Origin of the sequence: Tabrizicola sp. TH137 (assembly GCF_002855575.1) — a bacterium.
Lineage (GTDB): Bacteria > Pseudomonadota > Alphaproteobacteria > Rhodobacterales > Rhodobacteraceae > Paragemmobacter.
Window position 1 is genome coordinate 293,654 of the sequence record NZ_PKRQ01000001.1, and the last position, 20,223, is coordinate 313,876.

Annotated in this window: 20 protein-coding genes and 2 riboswitches; of the genes, 14 read left to right on the top strand and 6 right to left on the bottom strand. The window is 69.6% G+C overall.

The window, feature by feature from the left end; genetic code table 11:
- The first annotated feature begins 32 nt into the window (after positions 1 to 32).
- A riboswitch (cobalamin riboswitch) is annotated at positions 33 to 262 on the top strand.
- A 97-nt stretch (positions 263 to 359) separates the two neighbouring features.
- From C0V75_RS01500 to cobJ, 7 genes are read left to right on the top strand one after another with little or no spacing between them, the layout of a single operon-like run.
- The gene (locus C0V75_RS01500; RefSeq protein WP_101919131.1) at positions 360 to 716 is read left to right on the top strand and encodes a DUF1636 domain-containing protein; all 357 of its coding nucleotides are present in this window, start codon (positions 360 to 362) and stop codon (positions 714 to 716) included.
- 1 nt (position 717) lies between these two features.
- Entirely contained in the window at positions 718 to 1,752 is a 1,035-nt protein-coding gene (gene cobW, locus C0V75_RS01505) for a cobalamin biosynthesis protein CobW (protein WP_101919132.1), read from the top strand.
- Positions 1,753 to 1,761: 9 nt separating this feature from the next.
- A complete protein-coding gene (cobN, locus tag C0V75_RS01510) occupies positions 1,762 to 5,007 on the top strand; it encodes a cobaltochelatase subunit CobN (protein ID WP_101919133.1) in 3,246 nt (1,081 codons plus the stop codon).
- Positions 5,004 to 6,137: a precorrin-3B synthase gene (gene cobG, locus C0V75_RS01515; RefSeq protein ID WP_101919134.1), complete on the top strand. Its 1,134-nt coding sequence runs from the start codon at positions 5,004 to 5,006 to the stop codon at positions 6,135 to 6,137. The genes cobN and cobG overlap by 4 nt, the downstream gene beginning before the upstream one ends.
- Positions 6,137 to 6,766 carry a precorrin-8X methylmutase gene (locus tag C0V75_RS01520; RefSeq protein ID WP_101919135.1) on the top strand — a complete coding sequence of 210 codons (630 nt, stop codon included), beginning with the start codon at positions 6,137 to 6,139 and terminating at the stop codon, positions 6,764 to 6,766. The genes cobG and C0V75_RS01520 overlap by 1 nt, the downstream gene beginning before the upstream one ends.
- 2 nt (positions 6,767 to 6,768) lie before the next feature.
- Entirely contained in the window at positions 6,769 to 7,509 is a 741-nt protein-coding gene (locus C0V75_RS01525; protein WP_101919136.1) for a precorrin-2 C(20)-methyltransferase, read from the top strand.
- Positions 7,506 to 8,273 carry a precorrin-3B C(17)-methyltransferase gene (gene cobJ / locus C0V75_RS01530; protein WP_101919137.1) on the top strand — a complete coding sequence of 256 codons (768 nt, stop codon included), beginning with the start codon at positions 7,506 to 7,508 and terminating at the stop codon, positions 8,271 to 8,273. The genes C0V75_RS01525 and cobJ overlap by 4 nt, the downstream gene beginning before the upstream one ends.
- On the opposite strand, the gene C0V75_RS01535 is transcribed toward cobJ, so the two are convergent.
- On the bottom strand, positions 8,231 to 8,998 hold the full coding sequence (locus C0V75_RS01535; RefSeq protein WP_101919138.1) for a cobalt-precorrin-6A reductase: 768 nt from the start codon (positions 8,996 to 8,998) through the stop codon (positions 8,231 to 8,233). The genes cobJ and C0V75_RS01535 overlap by 43 nt on opposite strands.
- Here C0V75_RS01535 and cbiT point away from each other — a divergent pair.
- The 7 genes from cbiT to cobF all read left to right on the top strand — a co-directional run bounded on the left by cbiT (position 8,997) and on the right by cobF (position 15,182).
- The gene (cbiT, locus tag C0V75_RS01540) at positions 8,997 to 10,181 is read left to right on the top strand and encodes a precorrin-6Y C5,15-methyltransferase (decarboxylating) subunit CbiT (protein WP_101919139.1); all 1,185 of its coding nucleotides are present in this window, start codon (positions 8,997 to 8,999) and stop codon (positions 10,179 to 10,181) included. The two genes, C0V75_RS01535 and cbiT, sit on opposite strands and share 2 nt — an antisense overlap.
- Positions 10,178 to 10,549: a cobalamin biosynthesis protein gene (locus C0V75_RS01545; protein ID WP_101919140.1), complete on the top strand. Its 372-nt coding sequence runs from the start codon at positions 10,178 to 10,180 to the stop codon at positions 10,547 to 10,549. Before cbiT ends, C0V75_RS01545 begins: the two co-directional genes overlap by 4 nt.
- A complete protein-coding gene (gene cobM / locus C0V75_RS01550) occupies positions 10,546 to 11,325 on the top strand; it encodes a precorrin-4 C(11)-methyltransferase (RefSeq protein ID WP_101919141.1) in 780 nt (259 codons plus the stop codon). Before C0V75_RS01545 ends, cobM begins: the two co-directional genes overlap by 4 nt.
- Complete coding sequence (locus C0V75_RS01555) at positions 11,322 to 12,659, top strand: cobyrinate a,c-diamide synthase (RefSeq protein WP_101919142.1); 1,338 nt, start codon at positions 11,322 to 11,324, stop codon at positions 12,657 to 12,659. Before cobM ends, C0V75_RS01555 begins: the two co-directional genes overlap by 4 nt.
- Positions 12,656 to 13,378 carry a uroporphyrinogen-III C-methyltransferase gene (gene cobA, locus C0V75_RS01560; RefSeq protein ID WP_101919143.1) on the top strand — a complete coding sequence of 241 codons (723 nt, stop codon included), beginning with the start codon at positions 12,656 to 12,658 and terminating at the stop codon, positions 13,376 to 13,378. The genes C0V75_RS01555 and cobA overlap by 4 nt, the downstream gene beginning before the upstream one ends.
- A 62-nt stretch (positions 13,379 to 13,440) precedes the next feature.
- Positions 13,441 to 13,656: riboswitch (cobalamin riboswitch) on the top strand.
- Positions 13,657 to 13,688: 32 nt separating this feature from the next.
- Positions 13,689 to 14,354: an energy-coupling factor ABC transporter permease gene (locus tag C0V75_RS01565; protein ID WP_101919144.1), complete on the top strand. Its 666-nt coding sequence runs from the start codon at positions 13,689 to 13,691 to the stop codon at positions 14,352 to 14,354.
- 54 nt (positions 14,355 to 14,408) lie between these two features.
- Entirely contained in the window at positions 14,409 to 15,182 is a 774-nt protein-coding gene (gene cobF / locus C0V75_RS01570; protein ID WP_101919145.1) for a precorrin-6A synthase (deacetylating), read from the top strand.
- Here the strand turns inward: cobF and phoB are convergent.
- Genes phoB through pstC form a run of 5 tightly spaced genes read right to left on the bottom strand, consistent with a single transcriptional unit; the run spans position 15,167 to position 20,213 of the window.
- Positions 15,167 to 15,865 (bottom strand): phosphate regulon transcriptional regulator PhoB, encoded by a 699-nt coding sequence (gene phoB / locus C0V75_RS01575; protein ID WP_371410648.1) that lies wholly within the window; start codon positions 15,863 to 15,865, stop codon positions 15,167 to 15,169. The two genes, cobF and phoB, sit on opposite strands and share 16 nt — an antisense overlap.
- Before the next feature lie 6 nt (positions 15,866 to 15,871).
- Complete coding sequence (gene phoU / locus C0V75_RS01580) at positions 15,872 to 16,585, bottom strand: phosphate signaling complex protein PhoU (protein WP_101919146.1); 714 nt, start codon at positions 16,583 to 16,585, stop codon at positions 15,872 to 15,874.
- Between the two features lie 13 nt (positions 16,586 to 16,598).
- Positions 16,599 to 17,396, bottom strand: coding sequence for a phosphate ABC transporter ATP-binding protein PstB (gene pstB / locus C0V75_RS01585; RefSeq protein ID WP_101919147.1), 798 nt, complete (start codon positions 17,394 to 17,396; stop codon positions 16,599 to 16,601).
- Between the two features lie 13 nt (positions 17,397 to 17,409).
- On the bottom strand, positions 17,410 to 18,762 hold the full coding sequence (gene pstA, locus C0V75_RS01590; RefSeq protein WP_101919148.1) for a phosphate ABC transporter permease PstA: 1,353 nt from the start codon (positions 18,760 to 18,762) through the stop codon (positions 17,410 to 17,412).
- Positions 18,759 to 20,213, bottom strand: a complete 1,455-nt coding sequence (gene pstC / locus C0V75_RS01595) for a phosphate ABC transporter permease subunit PstC (protein ID WP_101919149.1) — start codon at positions 20,211 to 20,213, stop codon at positions 18,759 to 18,761. The genes pstA and pstC overlap by 4 nt, the downstream gene beginning before the upstream one ends.
- Positions 20,214 to 20,223 lie beyond the last annotated feature (10 nt).

Consider the following 20,223-nt stretch of genomic DNA (forward strand, 5'->3'; position numbering starts at 1 on the left):
TTCCTTGACAGTCCCGCCCCGTGTGGCAGAGGAGGACAGATAAAGGCGCTGGTGCCTGTCCATAAGGCAGGCCAAGAGGGAATGCGACCGGTTTTGCGACCCATCAGGTCACGGCACCGAAAGCAGCCGCCCCCGCGACCGTGACCGGAAAGGTCTGCCCCAAGCCACTGGCCGCAAGGTTCGGGAAGGCGGGCAGAGCGCCGGGGCGACCCCGCCCCGATATCCGCAAGCCGGGAGACCTGCCAGCGCCAGACTGAAACGCGCGGGCGGGGTGTTCCGCGACCTTCGGATGCGGGCAGCGGCAACGCGCGCCCGCCCGCAGGCCATCCCCGTCGGCACCAAGAACTCTGGGGGGTGGGATGACCACCATTCTGCACGTCTGCACCACCTGCCGCGCGGGCCTTCCCGTGCCCGAGGGCGAGGTCTGCCCCGGCCGGCGCCTGCATGACGCCCTCACCGCCGCCAATGAGGGCGGAACCGTCACCATCCGCGCCGTCGAATGCCTCTCCGGCTGCGACAATGGCTGTGCCGTCGCGCTGTCGAAACCCGGCGCCTGGTCTTACGTCTATGGCCGGATGACCACGGATGACGTGGCCGAAATCCTGCGCGGCGCCGCGCTCTATGACCAGTCCGACAACGGTGTCGTGCCGTGGCGCGACCGCCCCGCCATCTTCCGCAAGCAAAGCCTTGCCCGCATTCCCCCGCTGGAGTCCTGACATGACCGACCTGACCAAGATCCCCGTCACCGTGATCACCGGCTTTCTGGGGGCGGGAAAGACCACCCTCATCCGCCACCTGATGCAGAACCCGCAGGGCCGCCGCCTTGCCATCCTCGTCAACGAATTCGGCACTGTGGGCGTGGATGGCGACATCCTCAAATCCTGCGCCGATGAAAGCTGCCCGGTCGAAAACATTGTCGAACTCGCCAATGGCTGCATCTGCTGCACCGTGGCCGACGATTTCATCCCCACGATCGAGGCGCTGATGGCCCTCCCCCAGCGCCCCGACCACATCCTCATCGAAACCTCCGGTCTGGCCCTGCCCAAGCCGCTGCTCAAGGCCTTCGACTGGCCCGCGATCCGCTCGCGCATCACCGTGGATGGCGTCGTGGCGCTGGCCGATGCCGAAGCCGTCGCCGCTGGCCGCTTTGCCCCCGATCCGGTCGCCGTGGATGCCCAGCGCGCCGCCGATGACAGCCTCGATCATGAAACGCCGCTCTCCGAGGTGTTCGAGGATCAGATCGCCTGCGCCGATATCATCCTCCTGACCAAGGCCGATCTCGCGGGCGAAGACGGCCTCGCCGCCGCCCGCGCGGTGATCGAGGCGGAAACGCCCCGCCGCCTGCCCATCCTCCACGTCACCGATGGCAGCATCGACCCGCGCGTCATCCTCGGCCTCAACGCCGCCGCCGAAGATGACCTCGCCGCCCGCCCCTCGCACCATGACGGCCATGACGACCACGAACATGATGATTTCGATAGCGTCGTGATCGACCTGCCGGAAATCACCGATATCGAAGACCTCGTCGCCCGTGTCCAAACCCTCGCCCGCGACCAGAACATCCTGCGGGTGAAGGGCTATCTCGCCGTCGAAGGCCGCCCGATGCGCCTTCTCTTGCAGGCCGTCGGCGAACGCGTCCGGCACCAGTTCGACCGTCCCTGGGGCACCGCCCCGCGCCAGTCGCGCCTCGTCGTCATCGCCGAACATGATGACATCGACGAAGCGGCGATCCGCCGCCAATTGGGGGTCTGATCCCGCGCCATGCACGTCGTCTTCCGCGAAAGCCACGGTCTGGAAACAGCCGACACACCCTATGATCCGGGCCAGGACCCCGCCGATCTGGTGGTGCTGTCCTTTTCCGACAGCGACCTCGGCGCCTTCGCGGCAGGCTGGCACCGGGCGGGGGGAACCCTCCCCCCGACGCGGCTGCAAAACATCGTGGCGCTCCGCCATCCCGTCTCGGTCGATACCTATCTCGACCGCACGCTCTCCGGCGCCCGCGCCATCCTCATCCGCCTGATCGGGGGCGAGGCGTACTGGCCCTACGGCATCGCCTCCATCCGTGACCTTGCCCAGCGCAAGGGTCTGGCGCTGGCCATCCTGCCCGCCGATGGCCGCCCCGACCCGGCGCTGGATGCCGCCTCCACCCTGCCCGTCTCCACCCTCCGCCGCCTTCAGGCCCTCTGCGATGCCGGGGGCGCGGTGGCCGCACAGGCGGCACTGGCGCAACTGGCGCTGGCCGCAGGCCTCTATGCCCCCCCCGTTCCGGGCGACAAGCGGATGCCCGATTTCGGCTTCTACGATCCCGACCGGGGCGTTGTCCCGCCGCCCGAACCCAACGACCAACCCGCCGTCCTCGTCAGCTTCTACCGCAGCTACCTGACCGCCGCCGATACCGACACCATAGACGCGCTGATCCGGTCGCTCCGCGCCGCAGGCTTCGCCGCCACGGGCGTCTTCGCCCCCTCGCTCAAGGTGCCGGGCTTTGCCGACTGGCTCGCCCCGCACCTCGCCCGCCTGCGCCCTGCCGCCGTGGTGAACGCCACCGCCTTCTCCGCCCGCGGCGATGACGGCTCCACACCCTTCGACACGGGCGATTTCCCGGTCTTCCAGATCGCCCTGTCCACCGCCCGCCGCCGCGACTGGGCGTCGTCCGACCGGGGCCTGTCGCCCGCCGACCTCGCCATGCATGTCGTCCTGCCCGAAGTTGACGGCCGCCTCTTCGCGGGCCTCGCCTCGTTCAAGTCCCCCGGCAAACGCGACCCCGATCTGCAATTCTCCCGCTTCGCCCATCGCGCCGATCCCGCAGGAATCGCTGCCGTGACCGCCCGCGTCACCGCCTGGCACCGCCTCGCCGCCACGCCCGCCCCCGACCGCCGTCTTGCCGTGGTCCTCTCCACCTATCCCGGCCGCGCGCATCAACTGGCCCATGCCGTGGGTCTCGACGCGCTCGCCTCGACAGAGGCGCTTCTGCAAGACCTCGCCGCCGCCGACCACAGCGTCACCCCCGGCACCGCCCTCGGCGCGGCGCTGATGACCGAAACCCTGTCCTGGCCGCTGGCCGAGTACCGCGCCGCCCTCGCCACCCTGCCCCCGGACCTGCAACAGGCCCTCGCCTCCGCTTGGGGCGCCCCAGACCAAGACCCCGCCTGCGACGGCACCACCTTCCGCTTCGCAGCCCTGCGCCGTGGCAACGCCCTCATCGCCCTGCAACCCGAACGGGGCGAGGTCGCGCTGCGCGACGGCGAATATCACGACCTCTCGCGCACCCCGCGCCATGCCTATGTCGCCTTCTACCTCTGGCTCCGGTCGCAAGGCCTGCACGCCCTCATCCACATGGGCGCGCATGGCACGCTGGAATGGCTTCCCGGCAAATCCGTCGCCCTCTCCGCCACCTGCTGGCCGCGGGCGCTGATCGGCCCCCTGCCCGTCATCTATCCCTTCATCGTCAACGACCCGGGTGAGGCCGCACAGGCCAAGCGCCGCATCGGCGCGCTCACCCTCGGCCACCTGCCGCCACCGCTCCGCGCCGCCGCCCTGCCGGAAGGGATGCATCACCTCGAACGGCTGCTGGATGAATATTCCACAGCCGATGGTCTCGATCCCGCCCGCCGTGACAGGCTGATCGCCTCCATTCGAACCGAAGCACAGGCCCTTGGGGTAGAGTCCGATCTCGGCCTTCCGGCCACCGCATCCCCCGCCGAGGCCATCACCCGGATCGACCGTTTCGTCTGCGACATCAAGGAAAGCCAATATGGCGAGGGGCTCCACATCCTCGGCCGCGGCCAATGCGGCGCGGCAGAGCGTGACGGCCTCCTCCGCGCCCTTTCCGGCCGCCGCGTCGCCCCCGGCCCCTCCGGCTCACCCGCCCGTGGTCGCGCCGATGTCCTGCCCACGGGCCGCAACCTTTACGCCGTCGATCCCCGCGCCGTGCCCAGCCGCGCCGCGCAGGCGCAGGGCGTGAAACTCGCCGAAGAACTCCTCCGCCGCCACTTGCAGGATCATGGCGACTGGCCAAAGGGCCTTGTCGTCGATCTCTGGGGCAGCGCCACCATGCGCACGGCGGGCGAGGAATTCGCCATGGCCCTTCACCTCGCCGGCCTTGCCCCCGTCTGGGATGCCGGATCGGGCCGCGTCTCGGGGGTGGAGATCATCCCCCTCGCCCTCCTGAACCGCCCCCGGATCGACGTCACCCTCCGCGTCTCCGGCCTTTTCCGCGACGTCTTCCCCGGCCTTGCCACGCTCTTCGAAACCGGCGCGCAGGCCCTCGCCGAACGGGACGAGGCCCCCGAGGACAACCCTTACCGCGCCCGCGCCGCCCGCGTCTTCGGCCCCAAGCCCGGCCAATACGGCCTTGGCATGATGGCACAACTCGACGACTTCACCCCCGAGGCCCGCGCCGCGGCGGGTGAGGCATGGATTGCCGCCTCCTCATGGTCCATCGGCATCGACGGGCAATCCACGAACGACCGCGCCGCCCTCGAAACCCGCCTCCGCGCCGCCGACAGCTTCGTCCACGCGCAGGACCTGCCCGAAAGCGACCTTCTTCTTGCCGCCGATTACGCCGCGCATGAGGCAGGCTTCGCCGCCGCCCTCTCGCGCCTCGGCGCCGCCCAACCCGCGCTCTATCACCTCGACGCGACCCAACCCGACCGTCCCCGCGCCCGCAGCCTGACCGAAGAAATCGCCCGCGTCGTCCGCGCCCGCGCCGCCGATCCGGCATGGGCCGATGGCATGGCCGCCCATGGCTTCCGTGGTGCCGCCGAGATTGCCGCCACGCTCGACCACATGGCCGCCTTCGCCCATCTCGCGGGTGTTGTGCCGCCCCATCTCTTCGACCTCTACCACGAGGCGACCCTGGGCCGCGACGAGATCACCGAATTCATGGAGCGGGAAAACCCCGCCGCCCTCGCCGCCCTGCGCGACATGTTCCACCGTCTGGCCGAGGCCGGGCTCTGGGTCACCCGCCGCAATTCCATCGCCGCCACGCTGGAGGCCGCGCCATGACCCCCGCCTTCACCGTGCAAGGCTGGTGCCCCGGCGCGCTGCGCCCGATGGAGTCGGGCGACGGCCTCGTGGTCCGCGTCCGCCCCACGAATGGCCGCCTGACTACCGCGCAGGCCGCAGGGCTGGCACAGGCCGCCGCCCTCCACGGCAACGGGCTGATCGACCTGTCGGCGCGCGGCAATGTGCAACTGCGCGGCGTCACCCCATCAACCCACCCCGCCCTGATCGACGACCTCCGCGCCCTTGGCCTGATCGACCCTGACATCCTGTCGGAAACCCGCCGCAACATCCTTGTCACCCCCTTCGCCGATCCTGCCACAGATGCGCTGGCCGCCGCGCTGGCACAGGCATTGGCCGATGCGCCCCTGCTGCCCGGCAAATTCGGCTTCGTCATCGACACCGGCCCCGCCCCGATCCTGACCGCGACCGCAGGCGACATCCGCCTTGAACGCGGCACCGACGGCACCCTGATCCTGCGCCCCGACGGCCTGCCCCACGGCACCCCCGTCACCGCCGAAACCGCTGCCACCCAGGCCATCGCCCTCGCCCGCTGGTTCACCGAAACCGGCGGCGTCACCGATGGCCGGGGCCGCATGGCCGCCCATGTCGCACGCGGCCACCGCCCCGCCCTTCCCCTCACCGCGACCCCGGCCCCCGCAGCATCCCCCCCCGGCCCCGGCCTTGTGCAGCAAGGCGCCCTCGTCGCCCTCGACTTCGGCCAGATGACCGCCGCCACCCTAACCCAGCTTGCCGCCCTCGGCCCTCTCCGCATCACCCCCTGGCGCATGGTCCTGATCGAAGGCGCAACCGCCCTCCCCACCCTTCCCGGCCTGATCCTTTCCCCCGATGATCCCCTCCGCAGGGTAGAGGCCTGCACCGGCGCCCCCGGCTGCCTTCAGGCCCATGCCGAAACCCGCCCCCTCGCCCGCCGCCTTGCCGCGCAGGTGCCGCCGGGCCGGACCCTCCACATCTCCGGCTGCGCCAAGGGCTGCGCCCATCCCGGCCCCGCCGACCTCACCCTCGTCGCCACCCCGTCAGGCTTTGACCTGATCCAGGGCGGCACTGCGCAGGGCGCCCCCCGCGCCCGCGCCCTCGATGCCTCAGGCATCGACCTGAAAGGACTGTTCTGATGCCCCATATCTACGAAACCGACGGCGCGAAGATTTACGAACAGTCCTTCGCCACCATCCGGGCCGAGGCCGATCTCGCCCGCTTCTCCCCGGAAGAAGAGATCGTCGTCGTCCGCATGATCCACGCCGCCGGGATGGTGGGGCTGGAACAGCATGTCCACTTCACCCAAGGTATGGCCATCGCCGCCCGCGCCGCACTGGAATCCGGCGCGCCCATCCTCTGCGACGCGCGCATGGTCTCCGAAGGCATCACCCGCCCCCGTCTGCCCGCAAAGAACGAGGTGATCTGCACCCTGCATGATCCCGCCGTCCCCCCGCTGGCGGCACAAATGAAAACCACCCGCTCCGCCGCCGCCCTCGAACTCTGGCGCCCGCACCTTCAGGGCGCGGTCGTCGCCATCGGCAATGCGCCCACCGCCCTCTTCCACCTCCTGAACATGCTGGAAGACCCCACCTGCCCCCGCCCCGCCGCCATCATCGGCTGCCCCGTCGGCTTCATCGGCGCGGCGGAATCGAAGGACGCGCTGATGGCCGCCCCGCCCGCCCCCAGCGTGATCGTCAAGGGCCGTCTCGGCGGATCGGCGATCACCGTCGCCGCCGTCAACGCTCTGGCCAGCCGCAAGGAATGACGATGGGCCGCATCATCTGCGCCGGGCTTGGCCCCGGCGACCCGGACCTGATCTCCGTCCGCTCCGACCGCGCGATCCGCGCCGCGCGCCACGTGGCCTATTTCCGCAAGCCGGGCCGTCAGGGACAGGCGCGCCGCATCGTGGAGGGGATGCTGCATCCGCAGGCCGTCGAACTGGCGATGGAATATCCCGTCACCACCGAAATCCCCTTCGACAGCCCCGATTACAACCGCCTTCTGGCCGATTTCTACGATGACTGGGCCGACCGCCTCGCCACCCTCGCGCAAGACGGCCACGACATCGTCGTCCTCTGCGAAGGCGACCCTTTCCTCTACGGCTCCTTCATGCACCTGCATATCCGCCTGCGCGACCGCGTCCCGGTCGAGGTGATCCCCGGCATCCCCGGCATGGTCGGCTGCTGGAACGCCACGGGCGAACCGATCACCTGGGGCGATGACGTGCTCTCGGTCCTCATGGGCACCCTGCCAGAGGAAGACCTGATCCGCCACATCCGCGCCGCCGATGCACTCGCCATCATGAAGACAGGCCGCAACCTGCCCCGCGTCCGCCGCGCGCTGGAACAGGCAGGCCGGCTGGACGACGCCTGGCTCGTCGAACGCGGCACCATGCCCAACCAGCGCATCGCCCGACTGGCCGAGGTGGACGCCACCGACTGCCCCTATTTCGCGATCGTCCTCGTCCACGGCCACGGCCGCCGCCCACTGACGGAGGCCGACGAATGACCGCCCCAAATTCTTCGGGCCGCGTCACCGTCGCGGGTCTCGGTCCGGGGAACGACTCTCTCGTCACCCCCGAAGTCACCGCCGCACTGGCCGAGGCGACCGATGTCGTGGGCTACATTCCCTACGTCGCGCGCATCGCCCCGCGCCCCGGCCTGACCCTCCACCCCTCCGACAACCGGGTGGAGCTTGACCGCGCCACAGCCGCCCTCGACATGGCCGCCGAAGGCCGCCGCGTCGTCATCGTCTCTTCCGGCGATCCCGGCGTCTTTGCCATGGCCTCGGCCTTGTTCGAGGCGCTGGAAACCCGCCCCGACCGGGCCGAGACGGACATCCGCATCCTCCCCGGCATCACCGCCATGCTCGCCGCCGCCGCCCGCGCCGGTGCGCCTTTGGGTCATGACTTCTGCGCCATCAACCTCTCCGACAACCTCAAACCCTTCGCCGAGGTCGAACGCCGCCTGCGCCACGCCGCGCAGGGCGGCTTTGCCATGGCCTTCTACAACCCCCGTTCGAAATCCCGCCCCCACCAGTTCGCCCGCGTGCTGGAGATCCTGCGCGAGGAATGCGAACCCGCCCGCCTCATCACCTTCGCCCGCGCCGTCTCCACCCCCGAGGAATGCCTCTCCACCGTCACCCTCGCCGAGGCGACGCCCGACATGGCCGACATGCGCACCGTCGTCATCGTCGGCAACGCCGCCACCCGCCGCGTGGGGCGCTGGGTCTATACCCCCCGCTCGGTGCCTGCCGAAACGGTGCCGGAATGAACGATCCAGTCCAGCACCGCACCAATCTCCCCCACCACCCGCCGCGCGGGCAGGGCGGGCCGGTCGATCATCACCACGCGCAGGCCCAACGCCCGCGCCGCCGCAAGCTTCGCCTCCGCCCCGGCACCCCCAGCATTCTTGGCCACGACATGGGTGATCCCCCGCGCCCGCATCAGCGCCACATCCCCCTCCTCCGTGAAGGGCCCCCGCGCGATCACGGCCTCCGCATCGGCCAAGGGCAGCGCCCCCTCCGGCGGATCGACCAGCCGCAGCAGGTAGAAATTCCCCGGCTTCGCGGCAAAGGGCTCCAGCGTCTGCTTGCCGATGGCCAGAAACACCCGCGCCCCCCTATCAGGCAGCGCCGCCACCGCCCCCGCCACATCGGCCACAGCCACCCAGTCATCCCCCGGCCCCGCCTGCCAGGCAGGCCGCTCCAGCGCGATCAAGGGAACCCCCGCCTCCGCGCAGGCCGCCACGGCATTCCGGCTCATCTGCGCAGCGAAAGGATGCGTCGCATCCACCACATGGGTAAAGCGCCCCTCGCGCAGATAGGCCACCAGCCCCGCCACCCCGCCAAATCCCCCCACCCGCTGCGGCAGGGGCTGGGCCTTGGGCGCCTCCGTCCGGCCCGCATAGGAAAAGACCGCCTCCACCCCCCTTGCCGCCAACACCTCGGCCAGACGGCTGGCCTCGGTCGTGCCACCCAGCAAAAGAACGCGCGTCATGGCTGATCCCTGGCTTTCCATCATCGGTCTGGGCGAAGATGGACCGGCGGGCCTGTCCGAGGCAAGCCGCCGCGCCCTCGCCACCGCCACCCGCGTCTTCGGCGCACCCCGCCACCTGTCGCTTGCAGGGATAGACCCCGCACGCGCGGCGGAATGGCCCATCCCCTTCGACCTCGCCCCCCTTCTCGCCCGGCGCGGCGAACCCACTGCCATGCTCGTCTCAGGCGATCCCTTCTGGTTCGGCGCGGGCGGCTCCGTCGCCGCCCATCTGAACCCTTCCGAATGGCAGGCCCACCCCGTCGCAGGCACCTTCTCCCTCTTCGCCGCCCGCATGGGCTGGCGGCTGGAGGAGACACTCTGCCTCGGCCTCCACGCCGCGCCCTTCGCCCGGCTGCGGCCCGTCCTGACACGCGGCACCCGCGCGCTCTGCACCCTGCGCGACCCCGCGGCCCTGCCCGCCCTGCAAGCATGGCTCCGCGACAACGGCTTCGCCGCCGCCCGCCTGACCGTGGGCGAATGCCTTGGCGGGCCGCGCGAACGCCTCCGCACCGCCGCTGACGTCACGCCAGACCTCACAGCCCCCCTCGCCGTCGCCATCGACGGCACCGACCTCCCCCCCTCCGCTGGCCTCCCCCGCGCATCTGGCCTTCCCGACGCGTTGTTCGCAAATGACGGCCAGATCACCCGCCGCCCCGTCCGCGCCCTCACCCTCTCCGCCCTCGCCCCCCGGCCGGGCGAAAGGCTCTGGGACATCGGCGCAGGCTCCGGCTCCATCTCCGTCGAATGGTGCCTTGCAGGTGGCACCGCCATCGCCATCGAACCCCGCCCCGACCGCGCCGCCAATATCCGCGCCAATGCCGCGGCCTTCGGCATCGAACACCGCCTGACCGTCACCGAAGGCAGCGCCCCCACTGCCCTCGCCACCCTCCCCATCCCCGATGCCGTTTTCATTGGCGGCGGTGGCGATGCCGCCCTTCACGCCCATCTCTGGGAAACCCTCCCCCCCGGCACCCGCCTTGTCGCCAATGGCGTCACGCTGGAAACCGAAGCCACCCTCGCTGCCCGGCACGCCGCCCATGGCGGCCACCTCCTCCGCATCGACCTGGCCGAAGCCACGCCCTTGGGCCGCTTCCACGGCTGGACCGCCGCCCGCCCGGTGGTGCAATGGAGCGTCACGCGATGATCGTCGCCGGCATCGGCCTGCGCGCCGCCACCACCCTTGCCACCCTGACGGCCCTTCTCCAGAGCGCCGAGGAAACCACCGGCCACCCCGTCCAGGCCCTCGCCACCGCGACGGAAAAGGCCACCCACCCGGCGCTGACGGCCCTCGCCCGATCCCGCGCCCTGCCGCTGCATCCCGTCGCCATCGACGGCATCGCCACCCCGACCCACTCGCCCCGCATCACCGCCCGCTTCCGCACCGGATCCGTCGCCGAAGCCGCCGCGCTCGCCGCCGCAGGCCCCGGCGCGACCCTCACCCTCGCGCGGATCACCGCGCCCGACGGCATGGCCACACTCGCCATCGCCACCAGCCAAGGACCACACCCATGACCGTCCATTTCATCGGCGCAGGCCCCGGCGCGGCCGATCTCATCACGCTGCGTGGCCGCGACCTCATCGCCGCCTGCCCCGTCTGCCTCTATGCCGGCAGCCTCGTGCCCGAGGCACTCCTCTCCCACTGCCCCTCCGGCGCGCGGATCGTGAACACCGCGCCCCTCTCGCTGGACGAGATCATGGCGGAAATCCAATCCGCCCATGCCGCAGGCCATGACGTCGCCCGCCTCCATTCCGGCGACCTTTCGGTCTGGTCCGCGATGGGCGAACAGCTCCGCCGCCTGCGCGACCTCGGCATCCCCTATGACGTCACCCCCGGCGTGCCCTCCTTCGCCGCCGCCGCCGCCGCGCTGGGTGCCGAACTCACCCTGCCCGGCGTCGCGCAATCGGTGATCCTCACCCGCACCTCGGGCCGCGCCTCCGCCATGCCCGATGGTGAAACGCTGGAGAATTTCGCCAAGACGGGCGCCACCCTCGCCATCCACCTCTCCGTCCATGTCCTGGCCGATGTGCAGGAACGGCTCACCCCGCATTACGGCCCCGATTGCCCCGTCGCCGTGGTCTTCCGCGCCTCCTGGCCCGATCAGCGCATCCACCGCGCCACGCTTTCGACCATCGACCCCAGGATCGGCGACGGCGAACGCACCGCCCTCATCCTCGTGGGCCACGCCCTCGGGGCCGAAGACTTCGACGAAAGCCGCCTCTACGCAGGCGATTACGACCGCCGCTATCGCCCCGTCGGCACCTCCCCCCGCTTCCCCGAATCCGCATGATCCCGCCCGGCCTCCTCATCTCGGCCCCCGCCTCGGGCACCGGCAAGACGACCGTCGCGCTGGGCCTGATCGCCGCCTTCCGCGCGCAGGGCCTGTCCGTGCAACCGTTCAAGAGCGGGCCTGACTACATCGACCCCGCCTTCCATACCGCCGCCGCCCAATCCCGCGCCTCGGCCAATCTCGACAGTTGGGCGATGGGGCCGGACCGCCTCGCCACCCTCGCGGCCACCGCCAGCGGCGCGGATATCGTGGTGGCCGAAGGCTCCATGGGCCTTTTCGACGGCACCGCCACGCCGGGCGAAACCGGAAACGGCGCCAGCGCCGACATCGCCGCCCGCATGGGCTGGCCCGTGCTTCTGGTCCTTGACGTGGGCGGCCAGGCCCAGACCGCCGCAGCCGTGGCCATGGGCCTTGCCCGCTTCGATCCCGCCGTCCGCCTCTGCGGCGTGATCCTGAACCGCGTCTCCTCCCCCCGCCACGAATCCCTCCTCCGCGCCGGATTCGACCGCGCGGGCCTCCCCGTCCTCGGCGCGCTGCCGAAGCGGACCGACATCGCCCTCCCCGCCCGCCATCTCGGCCTCGTCCAGGCCGAGGAACTGCCCGAACTGGCCGCCCAACTCGCCGCCTTGGGAGACCTCGTCGCCACCCATTGCGACCTCGCCGCGATCCGCGCCGCCGCCACCCCCTCGCGCGCACCCTCCAGCCCGGCCAAACCCATCCCCGCCCCCGGCGAACGCATCGCGCTGGCCCGCGACGCGGCCTTCTCCTTCGTCTATCCCCACCTCATCGCCGACTGGCGCGCCCAAGGGGCCACCATCCTCCCCTTCTCCCCCCTCGCCGATCAGGCCCCCGAACCCAGCGCCACCGTCGCCTGGCTCCCCGGCGGCTACCCGGAACTTCACGCCCCCCGCCTCGCCGCCGCCGATACCTTCCGCGATGGCCTGAAAGCCTTCGCCGAAACCCGCCCCGTCCATGGCGAATGCGGGGGCTACATGGCGCTTGGTGCGGGGCTGGTGGCCGCCGATGGCACGCGCCACCGCATGGCGGGCCTTCTGGGCCTTGAAACCAGCTTCGAGAAACGCCGCATGCATCTCGGCTACCGCCTCGCCCGCCCGCATGTCGCCCTGCCCGGCCTCGCCGATGCCCCCGCGCTCCGCGGCCACGAATTCCACTACGCCACGATCCTGTCGCAGCCCGACGCCCCCCTCGCCCAAGTCACCGATGCGAACGGGGTTGCAGTCGCCGAAACCGGCTCCTACCAACACCAGCCAAAGGGCGGCCTCACCAGCGGCACCTTCTTCCACCTCATCGCCCCCGCCAAGGCCACCCCATGACCCCCGGTTTCGTCTCCTTCGTCTCCTCCGGCCCCGGCGACCCGGAGCTTCTGACCCTCAAGGCCGCCCGCCGTCTGGCCGAGGCAGATGTCATCCTCTTCGACGACCTCGCCTCCGGCCCCCTCCTGACCCATGCCGCCCCTTCGGCGGAACTGGTGGCAGTGGGCAAACGCGCAGGCCGCCCCTCGCCCAAGCAGGACCATGTCAGCCGCCTTCTCGTCGATCACGCCACAACCGGCGCGCGGGTGGTGCGGCTCAAATCCGGCGATGGCGGCCTTTTCGGGCGGCTGGAGGAGGAACTCGTCGCCCTCCGCGCCGCCGGCATCGGGTATGAGATCATCCCCGGCGTCCCCTCCGCCTGCGCCGCCGCCGCCGCCGCAGGCATCCCCCTCACCCGCCGCCTGACCGCCCGCCGCGTGCAATTCGTCACCGGCGCCGATGTCACCGGCGGCCTGCCCGAAGACCTCAACTGGCCCGCGCTGGCGGATGCCGAGGCGACGACCGTCGTCTTCATGGGCAAGCGCACCTTCCCCACCCTCGCCGCCCATCTCATCGCCCACGGCCTGCCCCCCGACACCCCCGCCCTGCTGGCCGAGGCCGTCACCCATCCGGAACAATCGCTCACCCGCCTGACCGTCGCCACCCTCGCCGCCCAACTGGCAGAGGCGCGCAGCGACCAACCCGCCCTCATCCTCTACGGCCCGCTGGCTGATCCCTGACGCCTGCGACGCTTTCGCCCCCGCCCCTGTCGCCTTCACGCTTGCCTGCACCGCGCCATGGGCGCAGAACGGCAGGGCAAGGTGCCCCGCGCGTCACGGCAAGGGGCTCAAACGGGAATGGGGAAGGGCGGACCCAATCGCGGCGCCCCCACCCCAGCCGCCCCCGCGACTGTCAGCGGCGAGCGGCCATCCTTCACGCCACTGGCCTTCGGGCCGGGAAGGCGGATGGCCGCACCGACCCGCCAGCCAGGAGACCGGCCTCGCATCAGCGCAACCATCCGCCGTCGGGTGTGACGGCAAGGAGAACGACATGCATATCGAACCCGGCCTCGTCGATGGGGCCAAATTGCTGCTGGGCTATGCCACGGCCTCGGCCGCCGCCGCCACGGGCGCCATGATCCTCACCCGCGATCTGCGCGCACAGGGGCTGTCTTCCGTCGCGGCCCGCAGTGCCATCGCCACCGTGGCGACCTTCGTCTTCTTCGAGATTCTCCCCCATGCCCCCGTCGGCATCAGCGAGGTGCATCTCATCCTCGGCTCCAGCCTCTTCCTGATCCTCGGCGCAGGCCCCGCCGCGCTGGGCCTCGCGCTGGGCCTGCTGATCCAGGGCCTCTTCTTCGCCCCGATCGACCTGCCGCAATACGGCATGAACGTCACCACGCTGCTCGTGCCCCTCTTCGCCATCGCGGTGATCGCCCGGCGCATCATCCCCGCAGGCACGGCCTATGTGGACCTGCGCTACATGGATGTGCTGAAACTTTCGGCCACCTATCAGGGCGGCGTCGTGGCCTGGGTCGCCTTCTGGGCCTTCTGGGGGCAGGGCGCATCCGCCCTGTCCGACGTGGCCCTCTTCGGCGCGGCCTACATGACCGTCGTGCTGCTGGAGCCGCTGGTGGATCTCGCCCTTCTGGCTGGTGCGCGGGCGCTGAAGGGCCGCGCCCCGCTTGCGCTGGTCACGCCGCGCCTCTACGCCTGAGGCGCAAAGGGCGTGGGGCCGATCCCGGCCCCGCGCCCCGCAACAGGACGACAGATGATCCACCTCACCCTCATCGGCATCGGCACCGGCAATCCCGATCATGTCACGGGGCAGGCGATCCGCGCCATGAACACGGCCGACCTGATCCTCATTCCGCTCAAGGGCGACGACAAGGCCGATCTCGCCGGGTTGCGCCTCGAAATCTGCCGCGCGAACCTGACGAACCCCGCCACCCGCATCGCCCCCTTCGACCTGCCGACGCGCGACCCCGCCACGCCCGATTACCTCAACCGCGTGAACGACTGGCACGACGCCATCGCCGCGCTCTGGCAGGCCGAGATCGAGAAGCACCTCGCCCAAGGCGGCGGCCCCAACGTCGCCCTCCTCGTCTGGGGCGACCCCTCGCTCTATGACAGCACGCTGCGCATCGCCGACCGCGTCGCCCGCCACCTGCCCCTCACGCTGCAAGTCATCCCCGGCATCACGGCAATTCAGGCGCTCTGCGCCGCCCATGCCATCCCGCTCAACGATCTGGCGAAACCCTTCGTCATCACCACTGGCCGCCAGTTGCGCGCCCATGGCTGGCCGCCCGCCGCCGATACGGTCGTCGTCATGCTGGACAGCGGCGCGGCCTTCGACGCCCTGCCGCAAGACGGCCTCCACATCTGGTGGGGCGCCTATGTCGGGATGACCGAACAGATCATCATCCAAGGCCCGCTGTCAGAGGTCGCGGAAACCATCCGCACCACCCGCGCCAAGGCCCGCGCCGATCACGGCTGGATCATGGACATCTACCTGATGCGCCGCAGCGCTCAGCCCAGCGCGTAGCCCGATCCCCGCACCGTGCGGATCGGGTCCTCATCGCCATGTACGCACAGCGCCTTGCGCAGCCGGCCCACATGCACATCCACTGTCCGCGTATCGACATAGATGTCGCGCCCCCAGACCCGGTCCAGGAGCTGCTCGCGCGACCACACCCGCCCCGGTTTTTCCATGAAGGCCGTCAACAGGCGGAACTCCGTCGGACCCAGCTTCAGCACCTTCTCGCCCCGGAACACCCGATGCGTCTCCGTATCCAGCCGGATGCCGTCGAACTCCAGCACCACACCCATGGTCGAAGGCCGCACACGCCGGATCTGCGCCCGCGCCCGCGCCATCAATTCCACCATCGAATAGGGCTTGATGACATAGTCATCCGCCCCCGTCTCCAGCCCCCGCACGCGGTCCACCTCATCGGCCCGCGCCGACAGCATGATGACGGGTATCCCCCGCGTCTCGGGTCGCATCTTCAACCGGCGGCAGACCTCGATCCCCGAAACCTTGGGCATCATCCAGTCCAGGATGATCATGTCGGGATGATCCTCGTCCACCAGCAGAAGCGCATCCTCGCCATTGTCGGCCTGGATCACGTCAAACCCTTCGGCCTCCAGATTATAGGCCAGCACCTCGCGCTGCGCGAACTCGTCCTCCACCAGCAGAACCTTGGGCTGCTGCACCATGATGCGCTCCATCCGTTCCTACCCTTCGGCCGCCGAAACATCCGGCACGATATCGGCCTTAGGCCGCTCGTCCCCCGGCACCGTCCCGGTCGCCAGATAGATCACCTGCTCGGCAATCGCCGTGGCGTGGTCGCCCACCCGTTCGATGTTCTTGGCGATGAAATGCAGATGCATCGCCGCGCTGATATTGCGCGGGTCTTCCATCATATGGGTCAGCAACTCGCGGAACAGCGAGTTGTACATCTGGTCCACCTCGCGGTCGCGGTCGCGGATATCGGCGGCCACCGCCACATCCTGCGCGATATAGGCGTCCAGCGCCTCCTTCAGGCGCAACACCACCGTCCGCGCCATCCGCTGCACCGTGGCCGTGGTGCCGTCCAAAGGCGCCATGTTCGACAGGACCAAGGCCCGCTTGGCAAGGTTCTTGGCATAATCCCCCGCCCGTTCCAGTGCGGCGGCAATCCGCATCACCGACAGCACCACCCGCAGGTCGCCCGCCGTCGGGGCCCGCAGCGCCAGAAGCCGCGCACATTCCGACTGGATCTGCATCTCCAGCGCGTCGATGGCGGCATCGCCCGAACGCACCTTCTGCGCCAGCGCCTCGTCGCGCTTCTCCAGCGCTTCGGCGGCATCCAGCAGCGCCTGTTCCACCAGCCCGCCCATCCGCAGCACATGGGCCTGCACGGCCTCCAGATCGCGGTCGAATGCGGTGTGGATATGGGGTTCCTTCATCGCGCGTCCTCCCTCAGCCGATCCGGCCGGTGATATAGGCCTCGGTCCGGGGGTCCTGCGGGGTGGTGAAGATCTGCCCCGTCTCGCCATATTCGACGAGGCTTCCCAGATGGAAGAAGGCCGTCTTCTGGCTGACCCGCGCCGCCTGCTGCATCGAATGCGTCACGATCACGACCGAGAACTGGCTCCGGAGTTCGTCAATCAACTCCTCCACCTGCGCCGTGGCGATGGGGTCAAGCGCCGAACAGGGCTCGTCCATCAACAGCACTTCCGGCGCCGTCGCCACCGCCCGCGCGATGCACAGCCGCTGCTGCTGCCCGCCGGAAAGGCCGGTGCCCGGGGCCGCCAGACGATCCTTCACCTCGTTCCACAGCGCCGCCTTCTTCAGCGACGTCTCCACGATCTCGTCCAGTTCCGCCTTGCTGCGCGCCAGCCCGTGGATCTTCGGCCCATAGGCCACATTCTCATAGATCGACTTCGGAAAGGGGTTCGGCTTCTGGAACACCATCCCCACCTTCGCGCGCAACTGCACCGGGTCGATGCGCGGATCATAGATGTCCTGCCCGTCCAGCGTGATGCGCCCCGCCACCTTCGCGCTCGCCACCGTGTCGTTCATCCGGTTCAGACAGCGCAGGAAGGTGGACTTGCCGCATCCCGACGGCCCGATAAAGGCCGTCACCGTCCGGTCAAGGATCGCCACATCCACATCCTTCAGCGCGTGCTTCTCGCCGTAATGCACCTGCACCCCGCGCGCCTCGATCTTGGCCTGCCTGTTGCTCACGTCCCGCTCCACCAACCGCATGTCGTTCATCGTCAGATACCCCTCACCACCGCCGCTCGAACCGCCGCCGCAGCAGGATCGCCGCCACGTTCATGATCACGAGGAAGACCAGAAGCACGATGATCGCGCCCGAAGACCGCTCGATGAAGGCCGGGTCAGACCGCGACGCCCAGGAATAGACCTGCACCGGAAGCGCCGTCGCCGGGTCCATCACGCCGCCCTCGAAGGGCCCCGCCGGATAGTTCGTGACGAAAGCCACCATCCCGATCAGCAAGAGCGGCGCCGTCTCGCCAAGCGCCGAGGCAAGGCCCAGGATCGTCCCCGTCATGATCCCCGGCATGGCCAGAGGCAGCACATGGTGGAACACAAGCTGCATCTTCGACGCCCCGATCCCCAGCGCCGCCTCGCGGATCGACGGCGGCACCGCCCGGATCGCCGCCCGCGTGGCGATGATGATCGTGGGCAGGGTCATCAACGAGATGACAAGGGCCCCCACCAGGCTCGATGATTGCGGCAGCCCCATGAAGTTGATGAAGATCGCAAGGCCAAGGATGCCGAAGACGATCGACGGCACGGCGGCCAGGTTCGAGATATTCACCTCGATCAGGTCGGTCAGCCGGTTCTTCGGCGCGAATTCCTCAAGATAGATCGACGCCGCCACCCCCACCGGCACGGTGAAGATCGCCACCAGCACCATCATGTAGAGCGACCCGATGATCGCCACGCCCAGGCCCGAAGCCTCGGGCCGCAGGTCCGATGCATCCGGCCCGGTCAGGAAACCCCAGTTGAACGGCATGGTCAGGATGCCCGCCGCCACCAGATTGTCGGCAAGGTCCAACTGCTCGGGCGTCACATTGGTATCCCGCTCCGCCGTCGCGCGCGTCACCCGGCCCTTCAGATAGCCGTCGATCCGCCCCGTGGCATAGACCGACACCTCCACCACCTGCCCCACCAGCGACGGATCGGCCAGCACCCGGTCGCGCAGCCGCGCCGGGCCGTCATCCGACAGCATGTCGCCAAGGTCCTTCTCCGGCACCCCGGCCGTGTCGATCCCTTCCGCCGCCAGATGCGCGACAAAGGCCTGCGACAGCAGCCGCTTGTACCCGATGGTCGTGACCTTCGCCATTTCCTCGGGGTTGCGGTTGCCCGCCTTGTCCACAATCACCGCATCCACCGTCACCGGGAAGGTGATCGTCGCCTGCCGGAAGGCCGACACGCCATCCATCAGGATCGTCGCCAGCATGACGAACAGCGTCGCAAGGCTTAGAACGATGGCCCCGATGCCATAGGCCTTCATCCGCCATTCCCGCGCCCGCCGCCGCTTCGTCCGCGCGCTTCCTTCCAGAAGCGACCCGCCGCGCGCCCGCTCGGGCGCCCCCGCCGTCACATCGGTCATTCGTATTGCTCCCGGTACTTCCGCACGATCCACAGCGCAAAGACGTTCAGACACAGCGTGATCACGAAGAGCGAAATCCCAAGCGCAAAGGCCACCAGCGTCTCGGGCGAGTTGAACTCGGTATCCCCCGTCAACTGGCTCACGATCTTCACCGTGATCGTGGTCATCGCCTCGAACGGGTTCAGGTTCAGCTGCGCCGCAGCCCCCGCCCCCATCGTCACGATCATCGTCTCGCCAATCGCCCGGCTCGTCGCCATCAGCACCGCGCCCACGATGCCGGGCAGCGCGGCAGGCAGCACCACCTGCGTCACCGTCTCGGCCTTGGTGGCACCCAGCCCCAAAGATCCGTCGCGCAGCGATTGCGGCACCGCCGTGATGATGTCATCCGACAGCGACGAGATGAACGGTATGTTCAGGATGCCGATCACGATCCCCGCCGTCACGACCGACGATCCCGAATTGCCCAGCCCCGTCGGCATGGCAATCCAGTCGCGCACCAAAGGCCCCACCGTCACCAGCGCGAACAGGCCGAAGACCACGGTCGGTATCCCCGCGATCACCTCGATCAGCGGCTTGACCACCGCCCGCACCCGCGCATCCGCGAATTCCGCCAGATAGATCGCGGCAAACAGGCCCACCGGCACCGCCACCAGCATCGAGATCAGGGTGATATACAGCGTCCCCCAGAGCAGCGGCAGCAGGCCAAGCTGCGAATTGCCCTGAAAGGCAGGCGACCAGGTCAGCCCGAAGAAGAAATCCTGAATGGGATACATCCCGAAGAACCGGATGCTTTCCGACAGCATCGACAGCACGATCCCCACCGTCGTCAGGATCGCGATGGTCGAGGCCAGCATCAGCAGCGCCAGCACGACGCCTTCCACCCGGTTGCGCGCCCGGAACTCCGGCCCCGTCAGCTTGATCGCATAGGCAAGCCCCGCCACCGCCAGCGCCAGAACCAGCACCGTCCGCCACAGCCCGCCGACCGTCGCCAGCCCCCGGTATTCCTGCGCCGCGGCCAGCGTCTCGGGCTGCACATCGGCCCCCAGCGCCACGCCCGTCGCGGCCAGCCGGTCGCGCACCGCGCCCGCATCCAGCGCCGACGCTTCATCGGCACTCATCGCGCCAGAAGCAATCGCCGATTCAAGCCCGGCAGCGATCCGCCGCACATCGGCAAACAGCAGCGTCCGCGCACTGTCATCCTGCACCATCTCGGGAGGGAACATTCCCGACAGACGGCTCTCGATCACCATCGGCTGCACGATCTGCCAGACCGCCAGAAACAGCATCGCAGGCACCGCGGCCATGATCGACCCGTGCCAGCCATAATAGTTGGGCCGCGAATGCAGCCGCCTTGCATCACCACCCGCAAGGGCCATGGCCCGTTGCCGGGCCAGAACAAATCCGGCAAGGGCCAGAACGCCCAGCACGGTAAGGATCAGGAATACCGACATGCCGCCCCCC

Excerpts from the sequence above, each read along its gene's own strand:
- cobM (WP_101919141.1), top strand. The coding sequence starts at position 10,546 with ATGACCGTCCATTTCATCGGCGCAGGCCCCGGCGCGGCCGATCTCATC.
- C0V75_RS01500 (WP_101919131.1), top strand. The coding sequence starts at position 360 with ATGACCACCATTCTGCACGTCTGCACCACCTGCCGCGCGGGCCTTCCC.
- C0V75_RS01525 (WP_101919136.1), top strand. The coding sequence starts at position 6,769 with ATGGGCCGCATCATCTGCGCCGGGCTTGGCCCCGGCGACCCGGACCTG.
- C0V75_RS01555 (WP_101919142.1), top strand. The coding sequence starts at position 11,322 with ATGATCCCGCCCGGCCTCCTCATCTCGGCCCCCGCCTCGGGCACCGGC.
- cobJ (WP_101919137.1), top strand. The coding sequence starts at position 7,506 with ATGACCGCCCCAAATTCTTCGGGCCGCGTCACCGTCGCGGGTCTCGGT.
- pstB (WP_101919147.1), bottom strand. The coding sequence starts at position 17,396 with ATGAACGACATGCGGTTGGTGGAGCGGGACGTGAGCAACAGGCAGGCC.
- C0V75_RS01545 (WP_101919140.1), top strand. The coding sequence starts at position 10,178 with ATGATCGTCGCCGGCATCGGCCTGCGCGCCGCCACCACCCTTGCCACC.
- cbiT (WP_101919139.1), top strand. The coding sequence starts at position 8,997 with ATGGCTGATCCCTGGCTTTCCATCATCGGTCTGGGCGAAGATGGACCG.
- C0V75_RS01535 (WP_101919138.1), bottom strand. The coding sequence starts at position 8,998 with ATGACGCGCGTTCTTTTGCTGGGTGGCACGACCGAGGCCAGCCGTCTG.
- pstA (WP_101919148.1), bottom strand. The coding sequence starts at position 18,762 with ATGACCGATGTGACGGCGGGGGCGCCCGAGCGGGCGCGCGGCGGGTCG.
- phoU (WP_101919146.1), bottom strand. The coding sequence starts at position 16,585 with ATGAAGGAACCCCATATCCACACCGCATTCGACCGCGATCTGGAGGCC.
- cobW (WP_101919132.1), top strand. The coding sequence starts at position 718 with ATGACCGACCTGACCAAGATCCCCGTCACCGTGATCACCGGCTTTCTG.
- cobF (WP_101919145.1), top strand. The coding sequence starts at position 14,409 with ATGATCCACCTCACCCTCATCGGCATCGGCACCGGCAATCCCGATCAT.
- C0V75_RS01565 (WP_101919144.1), top strand. The coding sequence starts at position 13,689 with ATGCATATCGAACCCGGCCTCGTCGATGGGGCCAAATTGCTGCTGGGC.
- cobA (WP_101919143.1), top strand. The coding sequence starts at position 12,656 with ATGACCCCCGGTTTCGTCTCCTTCGTCTCCTCCGGCCCCGGCGACCCG.
- cobN (WP_101919133.1), top strand. The coding sequence starts at position 1,762 with ATGCACGTCGTCTTCCGCGAAAGCCACGGTCTGGAAACAGCCGACACA.
- C0V75_RS01520 (WP_101919135.1), top strand. The coding sequence starts at position 6,137 with ATGCCCCATATCTACGAAACCGACGGCGCGAAGATTTACGAACAGTCC.
- phoB (WP_371410648.1), bottom strand. The coding sequence starts at position 15,865 with ATGGAGCGCATCATGGTGCAGCAGCCCAAGGTTCTGCTGGTGGAGGAC.
- cobG (WP_101919134.1), top strand. The coding sequence starts at position 5,004 with ATGACCCCCGCCTTCACCGTGCAAGGCTGGTGCCCCGGCGCGCTGCGC.
- pstC (WP_101919149.1), bottom strand. The coding sequence starts at position 20,213 with ATGTCGGTATTCCTGATCCTTACCGTGCTGGGCGTTCTGGCCCTTGCC.